This is a genomic window from Iodobacter arcticus (genome assembly GCF_042664895.1).
GTDB classification, from domain to species: Bacteria; Pseudomonadota; Gammaproteobacteria; order Burkholderiales; family Chitinibacteraceae; genus Iodobacter; species Iodobacter arcticus.
Map to the genome: position 1 here is coordinate 48,163 of NZ_JBHTBQ010000035.1, position 20,544 is coordinate 68,706.

Genomic DNA, 20,544 nt, shown 5'->3' on the forward strand with positions numbered 1-20,544 from the left:
GGCCCAATTCCCATCGGTTTTGTCACAATATTTATTCCATTTAGCAAAGCTTTTATCCGCTTTAGCAAAAGTGCACGCAGTAAAGCTCATTCAAACTCAAGCACTTAGCAAACGAAAAAGTGATTTCGTTTTATGCACGACCCAATATTTCATTTTTAAAACAAATCAACAAAAAAATTTGTACCTATTCAGGCGATACACGCCAGCCGATTGATTCTTTTTGACTCCTTTGCAAAGACCTCCAATGAAACGCATCGAACTCTCGCACCGCTTAACTAAATCCCAAGGCAAGTTTATCTCTGTCGCCATCTGCGCCGTGACCGGCATGCTGATTTACGGAAGCGCAGGCGCCGCGCCAAAAATGGTTATCACTTCAGACATCACTGTTGCGGCTAATAGTGATAAAGAAATAAATGGCGAAGAAGGCGGCGGTTTTTTTGTCGAATCAGGCAAGCTGACCATTTCTGATAGCACGGTTAAAAACTTCACCACTAAGGGTGGCGACGGCAGCGGCGGCGGCGCAGGTTTGGGCGGGGCTATTTTTATTAATAGTGGCGCTGAAGTGGTTTTAGAAAACGTGAATTTCTCGGGTAATGCGGCGGTGGGTGGTGATGGTGGCATTGGCTCCACAGGCGGCAGCTTAAACAGTATTAGTCGTACACAAGCCAACAAAGACGGGAAAAGTGGCGGCACTGCAAAACATGACTCCGCCTATTTTAATGGCGGAAATGGTGCCGATGGTAACAAAGGCTATGAAGCAGAATACGGCGGGAAAGGTGGCGCCGGCGGGAAAGGAGCGGACGGTTCGGCCGTCACCGCCGACACTATCAAAGGTGCTGCAGATGCCATTTTTGATATCGCCAATGCAGCCAAAGATGTCGCCGAGGCCATCATGTCAGGAGCAGGAGTCGGAGGTTCAGCACCTGCACTTGGTTTATCTGCCATTTTTGGGGCCAAAGCAACGGCAGACGGCATTTTTGCAGCTGCCAATGCCATTCATGCAGGTGCAAGTGCCGCCTATGTCATTGCTATGACCGTAACAGCACTGGAAAAAGGGGTGATTGGCCACGGAGGGGCTGGTGGTCAAGCGGGCGATGGTGGCAAGGGTGATTTTGCACTGGGCGGCGGTGAAGGCGGCGAAGGCGGCAAAGGTGGTGATGCTTATAGCCATTCCAATGCCGTGGGTGGCGAAGGCGGCGGCGGCGGCACTGGCGGCAAAGGTGGATTTGGTGCAGGCGGCGGCACAGGCGGCCGTGGCGGCGCAGATGGTAGCGATGGCAATGATGTTGCTCATGACAAGAACCCCGGCGATGGCGGCGATGGTGGTTTAGGTGGTTTTGCTGCAGGTAAAGGCGGCATGGGCGATGGTGGCAATGACGGCAGCCGCGAAGGCGGCGCTGGCGGCTCAGGCCTTGGCGGCTCGATTTTTGTTCGCGCAGGCGGCAAGCTCACCATCAAAGGCGATGCCACTTTTGATCGCGGCAATGTGAGCGGTGGTAGCGGCGACAATCATGAAGATCATTTGGGAGAAGCAGGCAAGGAAGCAGGCTCTGATCTCTTTATGATGAAAGGCTCCACGGTTGTGCTTGATGCGGGCAAGGGCAAAACCATTACCTTTAATGGCAGCATTGCCGACGACAGCGCCGCAGGTCTGGATGGTGCCAGCAACACCAGCGGCAAAGGGGCTGATCTCACCGTTAAAAGCGGCCTCGTGGTGTTTAACGAAGAAAACACTTACACCGGCCAAACCAAGATTGAAGGCGGCGCTTTGCATGCCGAAGATGGCACGGGCATTCACAAGCACAGCAACATCAATTTCACCGGCAACCATGATGGCGGCGTGCTGGAAACCAATGGCAAATTTGACCGCTACACCGGCACGGCCAAAGATCGCGTGCAATGGGCTGGTTCGGGCGGCTTTGCAGCGAGCGGTGGCGACTTAGAAGTCAGCCTGAATGGCGGCGCTCAGCGTACATGGGGCAAAGAAGGCTTTGTAGGCGGCGATAATGCGCTGATTTTTGGCTCGGACACTGCTACCGATAATGTCACCTTTAAAAACGCTATTAATATTGACGGCAAAACAGCAACGATCTTGGTCAACCCTGGCCAAACCAAAGACAAGCACGCGCAAATGGACGGCGTACTTTCTAATGGTAGCCTTGTGGTTGGTGATGCAAATCATGCGGGCGAGTTGATTCTAAATGCCGCCAATACTTACCTTGGCGGCACCACCATCAAAGCCGGAAATTTACAATTATCTGACAAGGCATCGTTAAATAAAGACGGTGCAGTGATTATTGAAAAAGACGCGCAATTTGATCTAACCAAGACGGGCGATCAAGCGATTGGCACTTTGGCAGGCGCGGGCAAAGTGGCGCTGGCAGACAACACACTAACGCTTAACCAAGGCAGTGACACCACCTTCTCTGGCGTGATCAGCGGCGAGAAAGGCCATGTAATCAAGCAAGGCACAGGTAATCTCACCCTGTCTGGCGACAACACTTACCAAGGCCAGACCCAAATCAAAGCCGGTACAGTTACGCTAGATGGCAGCTTAGCCAGCTTGGACGTTAACGTGTCTGCGGGCGCCCTGCTCAACGATAATCACAGCGGTTTGCATCAAGACGCCAAGCTCAACAACGATGGCACCATCAATCTAAATGCAGATGACACCGTTGCCAGCCTCAGCAACACCGGCACCATCAACGGCAGCCACACACTAACGGCTAAAACCTATGCACTGAACCATGGCTCGGTGATTAACGCCAACCTAGGCTCGGGCGAGCTGACCGCCAATGGCACGGTTACGCTCACCGGTACTAGCGCGGCTGAAAAAGTAAATGTAGCCAGCGGCGTGATGACACTCTCCAGCGGCGAGCGCCTGCTCGACAGCAGCGACGTGATCGTCGATGGCAAACTGGTACTGGGTGGCAATGAAACCATCGGCACACTGGCAGGCAGCAAGGCAGACGGCGTGCTTGAATTATCTGGCAGCCAACTGATCCTGCAGCAAAAAACAGACACCACTTTTGCGGGCCAGCTCAACGACGCGCAGGGTGATCAAGCCAGCGTATTAAAGCAAGGCATAGGCAACCTCACCCTGACGGGCGAGAGCCATTACCAGGGCCGCACCACCATCGAGCAAGGCGGCATTACCCTGGATGGCACACTGGAAAGCCAGAGTCTGGTTGTAGAACTAGCCGGTACGCTGACCAACAATCAAGGTGGTTTATCCGCAGGGGCCAGAGTGTACAACTGGGGGGTGATTAATCAGAACAGCGATGACACCATCGAAAAACTCTCCAACACAGGCACTATCAATGCCAGCGCAGACGGCAAGGCCACACTGACTGCACAAACCTACAAGCTGATGGATGGCTCGGTAATCCATGCCAATCTGGGCACGGGGGTCTTAACCTCCGATGACACAGTACAGCTCAATGGCAGCAGCTCCGCTGAAACAGTAAAAGTCAGAAGTGGCGTAATGACTTTAGGTTCAGCCGAGCGTTTACTGGACAGCAGCAAGGTTGTCGTAAATGGCAAGCTGGTTATGGGCGGCGATGAAACCATCGGCATGCTGACGGGCATGGACACGGGTGTTGTGGAATTATCGGGCAAGCAACTGACGCTCAAACAAAACCACGACACCATCTTTGATGGCGTGATTCAAGACAAAGACGGCGACAAAGGCAGCTTACTTAAACACGGCATAGGCGAAATCACCCTCAATGGCGACCACACCTTTAGTGGCGATACCACGGTTGATGGTGGCAAAGTACAGCTGAACGGCACACTGGTCAGCAAAACCGTGCATGTCACCACCGGCACAATGACCCTTGGCGCAGCTGATCGCCTGCTCGACACGAGTGATGTAACCGTTGACGACACCTTGATCATGGGTGGCAATGAAACCATCGGCACACTGGCAGGTACAACAGCCGATGCCATCATTGATCTAAACGGTGGCAAGCTGACCTTACTGCAAGAAAAAGACACTCGCTACGCAGGCCAAATCGATGATATCCAGGGCGACAAAGGCAGCGTACTTAAGCAAGGAAAAAGCACGCTGACCCTTGCTGGTAATAGCCATTATCTAGGTAACACCACGATTGCACAGGGTGGCATTACTTTAGATGGCACACTGGAAAGCCTGAATCTGGATGTGCAAAAAACCGGCACACTCAGCAACAACCAAGGTGGTTTGTCTGCTCTGGCTAAGCTAAACAACGACGGCATCGTGAATCAAAACCATGATGACACCATCAAAACACTGGTCAACACCGGCACCATCAACAAAAGCTTAGATGGCAAGGCCACCCTGACCGCCGATACTTATGCGCTGAACGAAGGCTCGGTAATCAACGCCAATCTGGGCACAGGTGTTGTTACATCCAATGGCAAGGTTGCGCTCAATGGCACAAGCTCGGCGCAAACCGTGAACGTTGAAAGCGGCGTGATGACTTTGGGCTCTGCTGAACGTTTGCTAAACAGCAGCGATGTAACGGTTGACGGCAAGTTGGTGATGGGCGGCAATGAAACTATCGGCACGCTGGCAGGTGCAGCAAGCGGTGTGGTGGAATTATCCGGTAGCAAGCTGACGCTAGAACAAAACCGCGACACCGTATTCGACGGCGTGATTCAAGATAAAGACGGCGACAAAGGCACGCTACTGAAACACGGCACAAGCAAAATCACCCTCAATGGCAATCACACCTTTAGTGGCGACACCACGGTAGATGGCGGCAAAGTGCAGCTGAACGGCACACTGGTCAGCAAAACCGTGCATGTCACAAAGGGCACGCTCACCCTTGGCTCAGCTGAACGTCTGCTGAATACCAGCGACGTAACGGTTGACGACACGCTGATCATGGGTGGCAATGAAACCATCGGCACGCTGGCCGGTACCACAGCCAAAGCCATTGTTGATCTGAACGGTGGCAAGCTGACTTTACTGCAAGAAACAGACACTCGCTATGCAGGCCAAATCGATGATGCAAGCGCCACCAAAGGCAGCGTACTTAAGCAAGGAAAAAGCACGCTGACGCTCGCGGGTAACAGCCATTACCTCGGCAATACCACCATTACTCAGGGCGCGATTACTTTAGATGGCACGCTAGCCAGCCTGAATCTGGATGTGCAAAAAGACGGCACGCTGACCAACAACCAAGGCGGACTTTCTGCTCTGGCTAAGCTAAACAACGACGGCATCGTCAATCAAAATAGCGATGACACGATAGCTGCCCTAGTCAACACTGGCACGATCAACGCCAGCAGCGACGGCAAAGCCACGCTCACCGCGAAAACCTATGCGCTAAACGAAGGCTCGGTCATCAATGCCCATTTAGGCACGGGCATTGTCACCACCAATGGCAAAGTGCAGCTCAATGGCACAAGCTCGGCGCAAACCGTGAATGTGGCAAGCGGCATCATGACTTTAGGCTCGGCAGAGCGTTTGCTGAATACGAGCGATGTAAGCGTCGATGGCACGCTCATCATGGGCGGCAATGAAACCATCGGCACGCTAGCAGGCACGGCAAGTGGCATGGTTGATCTGAATGCGGGCACGCTGACCTTACAACAAAACACCGACACCCTATTTGCGGGCCAGATTAATGACTCGCAAATAGATAAAGGCCGCGTTGTAAAACAAGGCATAGGCACCATCACCCTGTCTGGGGCCAACCATTACACCGGCGAGACTCGAATCGAAAATGGGGCGATCACGCTGGATGGCAGCTTAGACAGCCTCAAGCTGGATGTACAAAAAGGCAGCACTCTGACGAATAATCAAGGTGGCCTATCTAATCTGGCTCAGCTCAATAACGATGGCACTGTCAATCAAAACCATGACGACACCATTGCCGCACTGATCAACACCGGCACCATCCGTGCCAGTAGCGATGGCAAAGCCACCCTCACCGCCAAAACTTACGCGCTGAACGAAGGCTCGCTGGTCAACGCTAACTTGGGCTCGGGCAGCCTGATCGCCAATGGCAATGTAGCCCTCAATGGCACTAGCGCTGCTGAATCGGTCAAAATTGATTCCGGCATCTCCACGCTGGGCGCAGCAGACCGATTGTTAGACACGGCCAAAGTGAGCATTGCGGGCAAGCTGGTCTTGGGCGGCAATGAAACGATTGCTCAGCTAACGGGTAGCGGCGAGTTGGATTTAAACGCTGGCAAATTAACGCTTCAGCAAAACACCGACAGTCTGTTTAGCGGCAAAATCAGTGACGCCTCCAGCAAGGGCAGTTTTGTTAAACAAGGCAGCGGCATGCTGAGTATGACGGGCGAGAGCAGCTACAAGGGTGAAACGCGCATTGAGCAAGGTTCAATCACGCTCAGCGGCAAGCTCGCCAGCCAAGATATTTATATCGCTAAATCTGCCACGCTCAATGATCAAAATGGCGGCGTATCGGCGACGGCCAAGCTAAGCAACGATGGCACGCTAAAAATCGATGCCAACCAACGCATTGCCAGCCTGACTAATAGCGGCCACATCATTGGTAACGGCACCTTAAGCGCGAGCAACTACGCACTTAACGATGGCTCGGTGGTAAATGCAAACCTTGGCGATGGCACCTTAGAAACGCACGGCAAAGTCACGCTAAATGGCACAAGCGCGGCAGAAAACGTGCATATCTTTGAGCAAAGCGCGCTGACTTTAGGTGCTGCCCAGCGCCTGAACAAAAACGCCGCAGTGCAAATTGATAAAACAGGTGAAATGATTCTGGCAGGCGGCGATCAAACGATCAAAACCCTGAACGGATCAGGCACGGTGAATTCCACCACCCATAAGCTCACCGTGACCAACGGCGGCGTCTTTACCGGCCAGATTAACGCGCTTAAAACCGATTTAATCAGCACCGGTGGCAAGCTGGATATCAGCGGCGGCAGCAACACCCATACCGACAGCATCAATGTGCAAAACAATAGCCAAGTTGCCGTAAGCGACAAAGCCGTCATCACCACCGGCACAGCAACTATCGATAAAGGCGGCGTACTCTCGCTGAATAATAGCGATAGTATTAAATACGACATCCTGACTGGCGGCGGCACGGTAAGCACTAGCACAGGCAGCTTTACCAATAGCAAAAAGGTGCAAGGCTTCTTAAGCTTTAGCGGTGATTTACGCAACGAAGGCACACTGGCTCCGGGCAACTCGCCAGGCATGATCACGGTACTGGGCAACTACACCGAAGCCGCCACATTACAATCCGAGCTGCAAAACACCACCGCCGTAACGGGCTACGATCAAATCCGTGTAGCAGGCAAAATCACGATCGAGAAACAAAGCGAGCTGATTGTGCAAACCTACGGCGGCAGCGCACCACGCTTAGGCGAGGTCTACCAGATCATGGCTGATCTGGATGGCAAGGCCAAAAAAGTAAACGGCCACTTTGCCAGCGTGAAGTTTGATCTGGATGGCTTAGCAGGCAGCGGCGCAGCCGTCGTGAATGCAGCAGCCGTATTTGATGTGGCCACAGGCCAGGTGCTGACCACAGGGCTGAACCTGCCACAAAGCACCTTTGCTGATTTGGGCAGCAATCCTAGCCAGCGTGCAGCAGCAGCGGCACTGATGAATATCGCCACAACCGATGTCAGCATCAACCAAATTGATACCTCGCTCGCCAACAGCGTGGGTAAAAATGCGGGTGAATTCCTGACCGCCAATGGTGCAACGGTGTCAGCTAACGTGGAACGCCTCACGCCAGAATATTACGGCGCGATCGGCGATTACGCCCTACTGCAAAAACGCGCCATGCTGGGTCTGCTGCAAACTCGCGGTAATCAGGAGCAAAATTCAGCCTACGCAGGCTATATGCGCAGTGGCGGCCAATCGGCTGGCAACTCGCATATCAGCCGCAATGATTACTACTTGGGTGCAGAATTTAGCCTGAGCGAGTCGCTCAAATTAGGTAGCGTATTGGCCGTCAACAACGGCAAGCTGGAAGCCCGCTTTGGCTCAGGCAAGGTTAATGGTCATAGCTTCACCGCCTATCTTGCCTATCAGCCCTTAAGTGATCTGAACATCCTCGCCAGCGTGGCTTACGCCAAGTATTCCTACGATTTAGATCGTAGCGGCGTAACAGGCCAGATCACCGGCTCCACCTCGGCTCGTGGCATTGATACCAGCTTAGCGGCCAGCTACAAGGCCTATGCAGATCAAGACTTTACCGTACTGGCGCGCAGCAGCCTCAGCTACGGCAAGGTCATGAGCGACGCATTTAACGAGCAAGGCTCCAGCCACCGCCTGCAACTAGGTAGCGTGGATGCCAGCCAGTTCACTGGGCAGTTGGGTGCATCGTTGATTTGGGGCGCTAAAGATCAGCCTTTAAAACTGGGCGCAGATCTGGGCATTGAGCGCCACTTCAGCGATAAGAGCGACGATATGCAAAGCAAATTAACGATTGATCAGCGCGTTGCTGCGCCAATTCAATTTGTTAAGGACCGAGATGTCACCGCCAATATCGGCTTTAATGCCAGCTATAAACTCAGCAAAGACGTTACGCTGTTTGGAAAAGTGGAATACTTGAGCAACCCTGAAAACACTTACAGCGGACAAACCGGGCTGAACTTTAGCTTTTAATCCACTCAAGGCCGGCTAACGCCGGCCTGAGGGCTCTTTTACACAGGCTGCTCGCAGCCTGTTTTTACGTCAAGGCTTCGCTTAGCTTGGGTTTTACTACACTAAACACCGCTATCTGTAGTGGTCTAATCCCAGTAGACACCTCGATAGGGCATTATTCATCCTATCGAGGAAACAACATGACTTCTAAACGTACTGAGTATGATGCCAGCTTTAAGCTGGACGTGGCCCGCATGGTCGTTAATCAAGGCTTGACCGTCGCCCAAGTCGTTAAAGATATGCAGATCGGGCAAACTTCAGTTGATCGCTGGGTGGCGCAATATTCGGCTGAGAAAAATAGCTCGCCTGGCATTGGTAAGCCGCTCACTGCTGAGTAGCAACGCATCCGCCAGCTTGAGTCTGAAAATCTACCTCTTACTCTACTTCGCAGCGACGAAGGCTGCTTGTATTTGGCGGTGCTACTGGAATTATTCTCGCGCAAAATCATTGGCTGGACGATGTCCGCGACGATGCCCGCAGATTTGGTTTGCCGCGCGTTGAGGATGGCGATTGGCGCGAGAAAACCCGCTGCGGGGCTGATTGTGCACTCCGATCGTGGTAGCCAATATGCCATAAGAATATCAAGTGCTACTCAAGCAGCACGGTATGGTGTGCAGTATGAGTCGCAAAGGCAATTACTGGGATAACGCGGTGATGGAGCGTTTCTTCTTGCGTTTGAAAATGGAACGCGTTTGGCGGCGGGATTACGCCAATCATTGGGAAGCCGAAAAAAACCTCACCGAGTACATCGTAGGTTTCTATAACTGCATGCGATTACACTTAGCCCGAGGCAATTTGCCACCGATGATTTACGAACAAGAAATGGCAGCAAAAAAACCAATCTTGGTGTCTGAAAATACTTGACTATTACACAGCCCCATACTTGAATTTCCACCCCAAAACCGGAAACCGCCCATGCCTAAAGACGATTTCTTACATGCAGCTCACGATCCACTCGATCCTAACCCCTGGCTTGCAATGTATCTGGATCAAAGCACCCCGCTGCCCGATCATGTAAAACGCGCCTGGCTAAGCGAGCTGGCTTCGCCTTCGCGACAGTATCTGCTGCCCTTTGTGCGGCCTATTGCCCGGCTTTGTATGATTCTGATTCAAATTTTAAAAGTCATTCTGCCCAAGCGCTGGTCTGCATCTAAAACGCTGCACCGTATTCTGGTCTGGGGGCTAAAGGGCTTTGTATCGCCAGAAGCCAACTGGCTCATCTTGCGGCACTTTCATTTAGGCGCACAGATTATCGAATTTATCGAGCGCAACGCCCCCATCAGCGTGCCGCTTTCATCGCTACGCCCGCTGACCATTGATGATCTGGCCGATGAGTTGTTTCTGAAACATGATTTAAACCTGTTTAACTTTATCATCCGGCTAGGGCAGGGTTTGCGTAGCGAAGGCAAAATGCTTACCGCAGTTGAAAACGTTGATTTCAGTATGATGAGCGAGCCACCACTGGCGCTCACATCCATGCCGCAAGGGCGCTTAAACTGGATTGATGTGCAAACCGCGATTGAAATATTCACGCCGGTTTACCAGCTTTTTCTCACCGATAATGATTTCTGGCGTGCGGCTAACTCGCTGCAAATGGATGAAACCATGGGTGTTTATGTGGCTACCTTGCTCAATACTCCGCAACATCTGCTGCTTCTCAATAATAAACACCCGCTGGTTCCGCTCTCTACCCTGCATGCAGGCCATCGGCTGGTATTGCATGGACTATCCACCGAAATGCTGCATTGCTTGCTTAGCCAGATGAAACAAGCTCAGTCCACTACCCCAAAAAGTCATTCTTCATAAATAATTTCAACCGCATCGAGATAAGGCGATTAAGCCCCTTGGATTCAGCAATACCGCAGAGTTCCGCCGCTACAGCGTAACTATTTCGCTAAGCCAATGTTAAATAAGGGAGTTTGACGAAAAAAAACTATCTGTTAATCTAGCGCTCGCTCGAACTTCAGACTGTTCCGTCGTAAAAATCAGATGAGGCCTGCATGGCCCGCTTTTTCGTCAAAACAGCGATTCGCATTAATAAACGCATGAAATCGGGATTAAACCGACATTTCTCCCTGCAAACGGAAGCTTAGGCCCCCACAGCGGCCAGCTCACTCCACTCGGTTATCCTTATGCCACGTATTTTTCAAAAATTGATAAAAAGAATGAGTAATCATTCTGTTAGCACCCCTCCGCATTTTATTTCCCGCAGCTGGCTGATTGTGCTGCTGCCCTCTTTTTTTACCCTCACCGCCTATGGTGTAGCCGAATTTGGGCCAAAGGAAGAGCTCACTCTCAATACTCAAACCGAATCTATCGCCACGCCCCCATTAATATTTGCCACGGACAACAGCCCAATCTGGCATGAAAATATTATCCGAGCAGGGGATACACTCTCTGCCGTGCTAAGCCGACTGAATGTCGATGACAAGCAAGCCAGTCAATTTATTCGCAGTGATCCTAAAGCTAAAATGCTGTTTGAGCTGCACCCCGGCCGCAGCCTGAGGGCAAAAACAGATCGCTCCGGCATGCTGCTGGAGCTGCATTATTTAAATAACAAAAACCAAGAACTAAAGCTTATCCGTGAAGGCAATGAGTTTGTTTCTGTCATCGAAGAAGCCACTACCCAGCAACATACGGTTGTAAAATCAGGCACGATTAATAGCTCGTTTTACGCCAGCACCGATCAGCTGGATATTCCTGATGATGTAACAAAACAACTGATCGATATTTTTTCTGGCCAGATCGATTTTCACCGTGGCTTAAAAAAAGGCGATCGCTTTAGCGTGGTTTACGAAAGCTTTACTCACGAAGGTTTGGAAATTAAAACCGGCAAAGTGCTTGCCGCCGAGTTCAGCGATAAAGATAAAACACTGCAAGCCATGTGGTATACCCCGCCCGGCAGTGATGAAGGTGCTTATTACACCCCCAATGGCGACAGCTTAAAACAATCTTTCTTAAAAAACCCTGTTGAATTCTCCCGCGTGAGCTCAGGCTTTCAGATGCGCTTTCATCCCGTGCTAAAATCATGGCGGCAACATAAGGGCATCGACTTTGCGGCCTCCACCGGCACCAAGATTATGTCCACCGCCGATGGCATAATCAGCAAAATCACTGAAGACAATAGCGGCTACGGCAAGCATATTGAAATCAGCCATGATGGCAAATACAGCACGCTTTACGCGCATATGTCAGCCTTTACTGCAGGCTTAAAACAAGGCTCCAGAATTAAGCAAGGCGATGTCATTGGTCTTGTTGGCGCAACGGGACGTGTCACTGGCCCGCATTTGCATTACGAATTTAAAGTAAACGGCCTGCAGGTCGATCCAATCGTGCTCAACCTACCAACGGCCAAACCGATTGAAAGCCGTTATTTGGCACACTTCAAGCCGTTTGCCGAGCAGACTAAAAACCAGCTGGCATTCTTGCAAGGAATCGAGCAGGCACGCGCGCAATAAGCAGATTCAGTATGGATTTGAGATACACCAACAGAAGAGATCATCAATTGAACGGGCAACGGCTATTTTTAGGTTTAATGACAGGCACCAGCCTGGATGGCATTGACGCCGCCCTGGTGGATTTTTCCAGCACGCCACCTCGCTTGATTGCGGCCCAAGGCACCCCATTAAGTGACGATCTGCGCGGCCAGTTGCTCGCCCTGCAGTCTCCTCAACCCAACGAGCTGCATCTGGCCCAATTGGCCGCCAACGCGCACTCTGATGCCTGCGCCGATGCCATCCATGCCTTGTTGGCACAGGCGGGCTATGCTGCCTGCGATATTGAAGCCATCGGCAATCACGGCCAGACTATTCGCCACCGGCCAGAATGCGGCTATACCCTGCAAATTGGCAATCACGCCCGCCTTGCCGAAAAAACCGGCATTAGCGTGGTCGGTGATTTCAGATCACGCGATGTGGCTGCAGGCGGGCAAGGCGCGCCGCTGGTGCCTGCGTTTCATCAGGCGCTGTTTGCCAGCCCTGAGCAAAGACGCGCTCTGGTCAATATCGGTGGTATTGCCAATATCTCGCTGCTTATCCCTCATCAAGCTACCTGCGGCTTTGATACGGGACCGGGCAATGTGCTGATGGATTTATGGGTCAGCCAACATCAGGGTCTGCGTTACGATAAAGACGGTGCATGGGCCGCAACCGGGCATGTCTTGCCGGATTTATTAGCCCAATTTTTACAAGTCCCCTACTTCGCTCTTAAAGCCCCTAAAAGCACCGGCCGTGATTTATTTCATCAAGACTGGCTGAACACCCAGCTGGCTAATCGCAATGACGCGCCTGCCGATGTGCAAGCCACACTCTGCGCCCTGAGTGCCCGCAGCATTGCCGATACACTACGGGATCAACAGATCGATACGCTTTATGTTTGTGGTGGTGGTGCACACAACCAACGTTTAATGCGCATGCTCGCACTAGAGTTACCGCAGACCAAAACCACCACCACCGAGGCGCTGGGTGTTGCACCAGACTGGATGGAAACTTACGCCTTTGCTTGGCTGGCAAAGTGCTGCATTGATCGCAAACCCGCCAATCTACCGGAAGTAACGGGTGCAGAGGGGCAACGTATCCTTGGGGCAATTTGGCCCGCATAAAAACCAAGGGGCAGCTTCAATAAGAAGCCTCCAAAAAGACTTACAGAAATAGAAAAACAAGCCCTGCTATTTCTCGCCAAGTAAAACAACCCTCTCTCTAAATAAATACCCGCACGGCTCTAGCCCAAGAACCCCGACGAAACATAATATTCAAACAAAGCGCGCAAAAAGCCGTTCTATAACACCCCCTTCTCAGTTAGACTTGGGCGCAATTCCCTGCGGATAAGATTTTATGCACCAAACAAACCAGTTCGACCTCCTTAAATCCCGTCGTTTCTTGCCCCTGTTTATTACGCAGTCGCTCGGGGCATTTAATGATAATTTATTTAAAAATGCCTTATTGGTGATGATCACCTTTCACGGCCTGTCTGCTGCGGGGCTCAGCGCCAGCGCACTCGTGAATGCCGCAGCGGGTATTTTTATTCTGCCTTTTTTCTTGTTTTCATCTTTTGCGGGGCAATTAGCGGAGAAATACGATAAAGCCCGCGTCGCCCAATGGGTGAAAATGATGGAAATCGGCATTATGCTGGCTGCAGGTATTGGCTTCTGGCTAAAAGACGCAACCATTTTAATGAGCTGCTTATTTATGATGGGCGTGCATTCAGCCCTTTTTGGCCCATTAAAATACTCCATTTTGCCGCAATATTTAAAAGACAAAGAACTACTGGGCGGCAATGGCCTGATTGAAATGGGCACTTTTGTTGCCATTCTTTTAGGGCAAATTGCCGGCACCATGATTATCCAGCATCAACCGCATGGAGAATCTTTAATTATCTGGGCCTGCTTGGGTGTGGCTGTTTTAGGCTGGCTGAGCAGCCGCAGCATGCCCGCTGCTCCTGCCCCCGTTAAAGACCTTAAAATAAACTGGAATGTATTTGTTGAAACATGGCAAATTATTAAACATGTAAAACAAAATAAAACCGTATTTAACAGCTTATTAGGTATTTCATGGTTCTGGTTTTTTGGTGCGGTGTATTTAACCCAATTACCCAGCTTATCCAAGAATACTCTAGGAGGCGATGCTTCAGTTTATACCCTGCTGGTTGCGCTTTTTTCAATTGGCGTAGGCCTAGGCTCGGTGCTTTGTGAGCAACTCTCTGGCCGTAAAATTGAATTAGGCTTGGTACCTTTTGGCTCTCTAGGCCTCTCTTTCTTTGGCATTGATCTCTTCTTTGCCATTGGCCAACCAACAAATACTCATTACACACTCACCGAATTTATTAGTCTGGCATCCCATTGGCGCATCATGGCTGATATTGGCCTGATGGGCGTATTTGGTGGTTTATTTATTGTGCCACTATATGCCCTCGTGCAAATTCGTACTGAAAAAGAATTTACCTCACGCGCAATTGCAGCCAATAATATTATAAATTCGCTATTTATGGTCATAGCGGCGGGGATGAGTATTGCGCTATTAAGCAGCGGTGTATCTATCCGCGGCTTATTATTGATTGTCGCGTTGATGAATATCGGGGTGTCTGTTTACATCTACACTTTAATTCCAGAGTTTATGATGCGCTTTTTAGTGTGGATTATGACCCACACGCTCTATCGGGTACGCCATCAAGGTCTGGATAATATCCCCGATGAAGGCCCTTGCGTGTTGGTCTGCAATCATGTGAGCTTTATGGATGCCATGATTATTGCAGGCGCTGTACGCCGCCCTGTGCGCTTTGTGATGGATCACCGCATTTTTAAAATCCCCATTCTCAATTTTATTTTCCGCACGGCCGGCACTATCCCAATTGCCCCAATGCGCGAAGACCCGAATATGAAAGGCCAAGCCTTTGATAAAGTAGCTCAATATTTAAATGACGGTGAAATCATTTGTATTTTCCCTGAAGGGAAAATCACGCATACCGGTGAAATTAATACATTTAAACCCGGTATTGATGAAATCATCAAACGCACCCCTGTGCCAGTTATCCCCATTGCCTTGCAAGGCCTATGGGGCAGTTTCTTTAGCCGTAAAGACGGTGCAGCCATGATGAAAATGCCGAGTAGTATCTGGGCAAAAATTGGCTTTATTGTGGGCGAGCCTGTGCCGGCAGAATTGGCAAGCCGCCAATATCTGGAGCAGCAAGTGAGAATATTGCGAGCCGACCGGCAATAAAAAACCAGCCAGAGCATCACTCTGGCTGGTTTTTTATTAAAGAGACGGGTTAGCCCTATTCTTGGCTAATCACAAATACGGTAACCCAAACCCAATCCACCCCCTTTTCTATGACCGAGCCTAATCGCACCATAAATACACGTTCACGTGCCTGCACCCGGTATATTTTATCCGTGCCATAGTCAGCAGAATGCAAAATCAGGGTATTTACATTTTTGCCTTCTATTTGATGCGGCAAATAGAGCGCCGTGCGAATATTGGGTAAATCTGCCACACCTAAAGTAGAATCTTCTGCAAGAGAAATTTGCTCTTTACGCTCTTCTTTTTCCATATATAAACTAACCGCAATGGGAGAGAGTGCCAGCGACTGAATCCCAACATAAACCTCGTCATCGCCAAGGCGATTTAAACGCCGGATCACGCCTAAATGCCAGTTTTCCTGCCGCCCAAGCCGGTTTGCCACTAAAAGCCCGGGCCTGACCCATTCATTTTCGGAAAGGTGAACAACAGCGCCATAGCCGCCCACGCTTTCATTCTCAATGTTCCAGACATGCCAATCTTTTTGTTTATTTTCAACTACTTTATTAGGCGGGGGTTTTTCTTTGGTTCGTGTTGAAACAAAACCATAAAGGCGCATATCCATGATTTCATCATAATCAACCTGCCCGCGCCCATCTGCCGAAGCTTTTCTGACATTTTTATCATTATCAAAGCGCACGTGGCCAATAATCGAATCTAAGCCGCTGATAATATCGGCAATTTTAGCGACTTTCTTGCGCTCACTTCTTTGCACTACGCTATTACGAATGCTCATTAACCAAAAAATATCAAGATGCTTTAATAGCTCAACAGCCAAGGGTGCCGGGCATTCTTTGCCCATACCTAAATCGCGCGGCGTTGCGCCATTTTCTAAACGACGTAAAGTCTCTTCTAATTCATGCATCAAATCATGCAAGCCCCAATACCGAAACGGCTCGCCTTCACTTTCAGCCTGAATTTTTTGCACGCCCTCAGGCGCTTGCAAATTCACACATAAGTGGTAGCGGCCTTCCTGAAACTTGCGTGACATTTGAATTAATTTAGACCATTGATTCAGCCATTGATCGACCCAATCAATCTGCCGTACAGATAAATTATTATTGGATAAAGACCCCAGCATCAGCATTTGAATATATTCATCTGCGCAAGATGTCACCTCTTGAGCATGAGATGTATAAAGGGGGAAAGGATTACTATCACAGCCTTCTATTTCAGAAAGGCGATAGAGCTGATGAGATAATGTCCATAATTTAGACGGCACTTTTTCAAAGCGAAAATAATGCCATTTAGCTTGAATTGATAAATAGTGCAGACTACGCGCCAATACTTTTGGCATAAGCAATGCAAACTCAGCTTTTTTGCCACTTTCCGTTTCAGACTGCACAAACAGCTGATAAACTCCAGCCATATCCACAGCAAAACTAGTGATTTGTTTCCATAAGCGGCTTTCAATTTCTTTTGACATGCGTGGATTAGCAATATATTGATAACACACGGCTTCATACGATGGCTGAGCTGCATCATCAATCAATAGCAGAGCAGAAAGGCTATCCAAAGTAGTCGGCCTTTCCTCGCTCACAAAAGCAGTTACGGCAGCATGAATTTTTAAATGCTGGGATTGCATATCAATTTCTTGCAGACGTTTGCACCATGATGTAGCTGCTTTCGCATTTACAAATGGCGATTTATCCTTAGAAAAAATGGCAGTCAGAAAATTACGCATAAAATCGCCTATCAGGCATTAGTTCGACCCATCAGGGGCAGATTCTTGAGCAAGCCAGGTTTTAGCATCATCAGCATCCGTAAACATGCCGATTTCTGCATCTGTAAATAGACGACTAATCCATGCAGACCAAGTCACCCATTGATCAGAACTCACGACGGCCACACGCTGGAATATTTTTCCGTGTGCACGGACAAACTTAATTTCTTCTAAAGCCATGTCAAGCGTATAGCTCAGCATTTCGTGTAAATCAAATAGCAATGCCACAGGACCATGAAACTCAGACTGATAAAGAACAGCCTGTTCAAATTCACGATAATCCTGCAAGGTAAATTCACCAAAAACTGCAGTCTGGATATAATCATTTTCATGTGAAATGCTAATCATCACGAACTCCCTTCTAGGTAAACTTACGAATACAGAGCAAGCCTAAAACAATTCTTCCTCTTAGTTTACTGAGCTTTCACCTACCCCGACAAGGATTACATCTATTTTAATAATTTATACCATCTATTTGCATACATGCTTGCGCTTCACATTTATTTTCATACATAAACACGCTAATTTCCGGATCACGTGATTAAATTGTCATACACTAAATTAAGTTCGTTTTAGTATAGGCAATTTAAGATGTTCATTATCAGAATTCGACAATGCGCTTTAATCCTATTTATAGCTTTTGCAAATCAATCAGTAACTGGCGGGTATGCAAAGGGCTATCACCTAAAATAGCAGCAAACGCTTGTCTCATCAGTAGCTTTCCTTGCACAGCCACACTGGCGTAATCCCCTTCTGCAAACGCAAGTAAGGCTTTGCCATCGTATTGAGGCAAATGTGCTTGCACAGGGATAACGCCCATCGTCGGATCAAAACTATAACGCTGCGCTGCTTCTACAGGCCGATCCGCACAATACCGCCAATCTGCGCCATAGCCCATTTCATCCAGCAAAATACGCTCAAACTCACGCAAGACAGGCTCTACACCTGCACCATCGGCAGGCAAGCGCGATAACGCTCTGATTGCCTCAAAATAACTGGCAAAAAGCATGGCATGCGGTTCATCACGGGGTAAAAGACGCAGGAGCAGCTCATTAAGATAAAAGCCGCAAAGCAGAGGCAAACCAGTGAGCTGTGGAACTCCTCCCTGCCAATCTGCAGAGTGCAGGGTTTTGAGTTCCCCCACACCGAACCAGGATAAAAGCACAGGCTGAAAGCTTAGTAAAATACTACGGAGCTGCGAGCCGGGGCGTTGGGCACCCCGGGCCACCATCATGACTCGGCCATGATCCCGGCTAAACACATCAAGCAGGCGGCTGGTTTCTTTGTAAGGATACTGATGCAGTACAAAGGCCGCCTGAATATCAATGCGTTGCTTAGGTCTTGCCACGGATTTTATTCGTAGCCGTACTGGCGAACGAGGCGAGTATCATCCGCCCAGCCGCTTTTTACTTTAACCCAAACTTCTAGAAACACTTTGGCGTCAAAGAGTTTTTCCATATCCTGCCGTGCTTCGGTAGCGATACGTTTTAGCTTTTCACCATTCTGGCCGATCAGCATGGCTTTTTGCCCATCCCTATCCACCAATACAGCGGCATGAATGCGGCGCAGCTCGCGGCCATCTCTGGTTTCGCCATCTTCGAACTTCTCGATTTCTACCGTCATCGAATAAGGCAACTCTTCACCCATCAGGCGGAAAATCTTTTCGCGAATGATTTCGGCCGCCAAAAAGCGCTCGTTGCGATCGGTCACTTGATCTACATCGTATAAAGGCACAGATTTTGGCAAAAGTGGCTCTACCACTTTCAGCAGAACATCAACGCTAAGGTTTTTTTGTGCGGAAATCGGCACGATAGCGTGAAATTTAAAACGCTCATTCATCGCTTCGATAAAGGGGAACATTTCATTTTTATCTTTTAGCTCGTCAATTTTATTGAGCACTAACAGCACAGGGCGATTATCCGGCAGCAGTTTTAAGACTTCCTCGTCTGCCGCGCTAAAATAACCTGCTTCAATCACGTATAAAATCACATCCACATCAGCCAGCGTGCTGGTTACGCTGCGGTTCATCGCTTGATTTAAAGCATTCTGATACTTGGTTTGAAAGCCGGGGGTATCTACAAATACAAATTGCGCAGTTTCAGAACTATGCACACCGGTAATGCGGTGGCGTGTCGTCTGTGCTTTACGCGATGTAATGCTGATCTTTTGCCCGATCAGTTGATTCAGCAACGTTGATTTACCCACATTCGGGCGGCCTACAATAGCCACAAAGCCACAACGAAAATCGTTTGCTTCGTTTTGAAGTTCTATCTCGCTCATGAGCGTTTACCTTTAGCTGCTAATAGTGCAGCGTGTTTACTTTTTAGCGGGAATTTATCCTGCAAAATGGTGAGGGCTGATTCAGCAGCTAATTGCTCAGCAGCGCGGCGGCTTGTGCCAACGCCTTTGGTGAGTAATTTAACTTCTACAATGCAGCAGCTCACTTCAAAAATTTGATCGGGTGATTCGCCATCCTGCCTAAGAATAGTGTACGCCGGCAGCGTATAGCGACGGGCTTGCAACCACTCTTGCAAGCTGGTCTTGGCATCTTTTGCACCAAGCAGCGGATCAATGGCAGCTATTCTGGAGGCGAATAGAGCTTCAACCACAGCAGCCACTGCATCAAAACCACCATCTAACCAGATAGCACCCAAAATAGCCTCTAGTGCGTCAGCTAAAATAGAGGGGCGACGATGCCCCCCGCTTTTAAGCTCACCCTCACCCAGCCAGATAAAGTCACCTAAATTAAGCTCTGTGGCAATACTGGCCAAAGCCTCTTGCCGCACTAAGCTGGCCCTTAAGCGTGATAAATCGCCTTCGGGTAATTTAGGAAAAGTTTGATACAAAGCACGTGCAATCAGCGAATTTAAAATGCCATCGCCAATAAACTCTAAACGCTCATTATGTGTAGATGAAAAACTACGATGCGTTAAAGCCTGCTTAAAGAGTTTGGGCTCTTTAAAAGAATAAGAGAGCAACCTTAAAAGGCGCTCTGGGGGAAGAACTACACTCACGACTAATTACCCGCAGCTTGCTGCGTATTCGATTTTTGGATATCAAAAGCGAACAACAGACTCATATTTCCCACAACCGGAACAACCCGCTCGTAGCTTAAACTGATCGTTGTACCACTGCTTACTTGAGTCACTTGCAATTCAGAAGCACTGATATCACGAATATTATCAACCGACGCCTGCCGCATAAAACCTTCTTTAATTGCAGCAGGTGGCTGCGCGCCATACTCTTTCACAGTGCGCTCAATTGCCTTTTTAACAGTAAAGTATTCCACATAAGTAGGAACGACTTTAAGCACTGTAATGGCACCAACCACTAAAACAATAGAGAGCATTAAAAACGTGCCGAAAGACAAACCACGCTGACGATGAAGCATTATTGATTTC

At 49.5% G+C, this 20,544-nt stretch carries 11 protein-coding genes and 1 pseudogene; 6 read left to right on the top strand and 6 right to left on the bottom strand.

Going from position 1 to position 20,544, the window contains the following annotated elements; translation table 11 throughout:
- Window positions 1-244 precede the first annotated feature (244 nt).
- The 6 genes and pseudogenes from ACFQNF_RS16350 (at window position 245) to ACFQNF_RS16375 (ending at window position 15,342) form a co-directional block, all read left to right on the top strand.
- Window positions 245-8,590: an autotransporter-associated beta strand repeat-containing protein gene (locus ACFQNF_RS16350; protein WP_380188998.1), complete on the top strand. Its 8,346-nt coding sequence runs from the start codon at window positions 245-247 to the stop codon at window positions 8,588-8,590.
- Window positions 8,591-8,769: 179 nt separating this feature from the next.
- Window positions 8,770-9,493, top strand: a pseudogene (locus ACFQNF_RS16355) (IS3 family transposase).
- A 51-nt stretch (window positions 9,494-9,544) separates the two neighbouring features.
- On the top strand, window positions 9,545-10,435 hold the full coding sequence (locus tag ACFQNF_RS16360; protein ID WP_380188999.1) for a DUF6999 family protein: 891 nt from the start codon (window positions 9,545-9,547) through the stop codon (window positions 10,433-10,435).
- Between the two features lie 359 nt (window positions 10,436-10,794).
- Complete coding sequence (locus ACFQNF_RS16365) at window positions 10,795-12,087, top strand: M23 family metallopeptidase (RefSeq protein WP_380189000.1); 1,293 nt, start codon at window positions 10,795-10,797, stop codon at window positions 12,085-12,087.
- Window positions 12,088-12,098: 11 nt separating this feature from the next.
- Window positions 12,099-13,229: an anhydro-N-acetylmuramic acid kinase gene (locus ACFQNF_RS16370; protein WP_380189001.1), complete on the top strand. Its 1,131-nt coding sequence runs from the start codon at window positions 12,099-12,101 to the stop codon at window positions 13,227-13,229.
- A gap of 232 nt (window positions 13,230-13,461) precedes the next feature.
- The gene (locus ACFQNF_RS16375; RefSeq protein ID WP_380189002.1) at window positions 13,462-15,342 is read left to right on the top strand and encodes an MFS transporter; all 1,881 of its coding nucleotides are present in this window, start codon (window positions 13,462-13,464) and stop codon (window positions 15,340-15,342) included.
- 55 nt (window positions 15,343-15,397) lie between these two features.
- On the opposite strand, the gene ACFQNF_RS16380 is transcribed toward ACFQNF_RS16375, so the two are convergent.
- The 6 genes from ACFQNF_RS16380 to ACFQNF_RS16405 all read right to left on the bottom strand — a co-directional run bounded on the left by ACFQNF_RS16380 (window position 15,398) and on the right by ACFQNF_RS16405 (window position 20,534).
- The gene (locus ACFQNF_RS16380; protein WP_380189003.1) at window positions 15,398-17,104 is read right to left on the bottom strand and encodes a hypothetical protein; all 1,707 of its coding nucleotides are present in this window, start codon (window positions 17,102-17,104) and stop codon (window positions 15,398-15,400) included.
- An 18-nt stretch (window positions 17,105-17,122) separates the two neighbouring features.
- Entirely contained in the window at window positions 17,123-17,491 is a 369-nt protein-coding gene (locus tag ACFQNF_RS16385) for a SpoIIAA family protein (protein WP_046349937.1), read from the bottom strand.
- Window positions 17,492-17,774: 283 nt separating this feature from the next.
- Window positions 17,775-18,491, bottom strand: a complete 717-nt coding sequence (gene recO, locus ACFQNF_RS16390; RefSeq protein ID WP_380189004.1) for a DNA repair protein RecO — start codon at window positions 18,489-18,491, stop codon at window positions 17,775-17,777.
- A gap of 5 nt (window positions 18,492-18,496) precedes the next feature.
- Complete coding sequence (era, locus tag ACFQNF_RS16395; RefSeq protein ID WP_046349935.1) at window positions 18,497-19,423, bottom strand: GTPase Era; 927 nt, start codon at window positions 19,421-19,423, stop codon at window positions 18,497-18,499.
- Window positions 19,420-20,157: a ribonuclease III gene (gene rnc, locus ACFQNF_RS16400; protein WP_380189005.1), complete on the bottom strand. Its 738-nt coding sequence runs from the start codon at window positions 20,155-20,157 to the stop codon at window positions 19,420-19,422. The genes era and rnc overlap by 4 nt, the downstream gene beginning before the upstream one ends.
- Before the next feature lie 2 nt (window positions 20,158-20,159).
- Complete coding sequence (locus ACFQNF_RS16405) at window positions 20,160-20,534, bottom strand: DUF4845 domain-containing protein (RefSeq protein ID WP_380189006.1); 375 nt, start codon at window positions 20,532-20,534, stop codon at window positions 20,160-20,162.
- Between the last annotated feature and the right edge of the window lie 10 nt (window positions 20,535-20,544).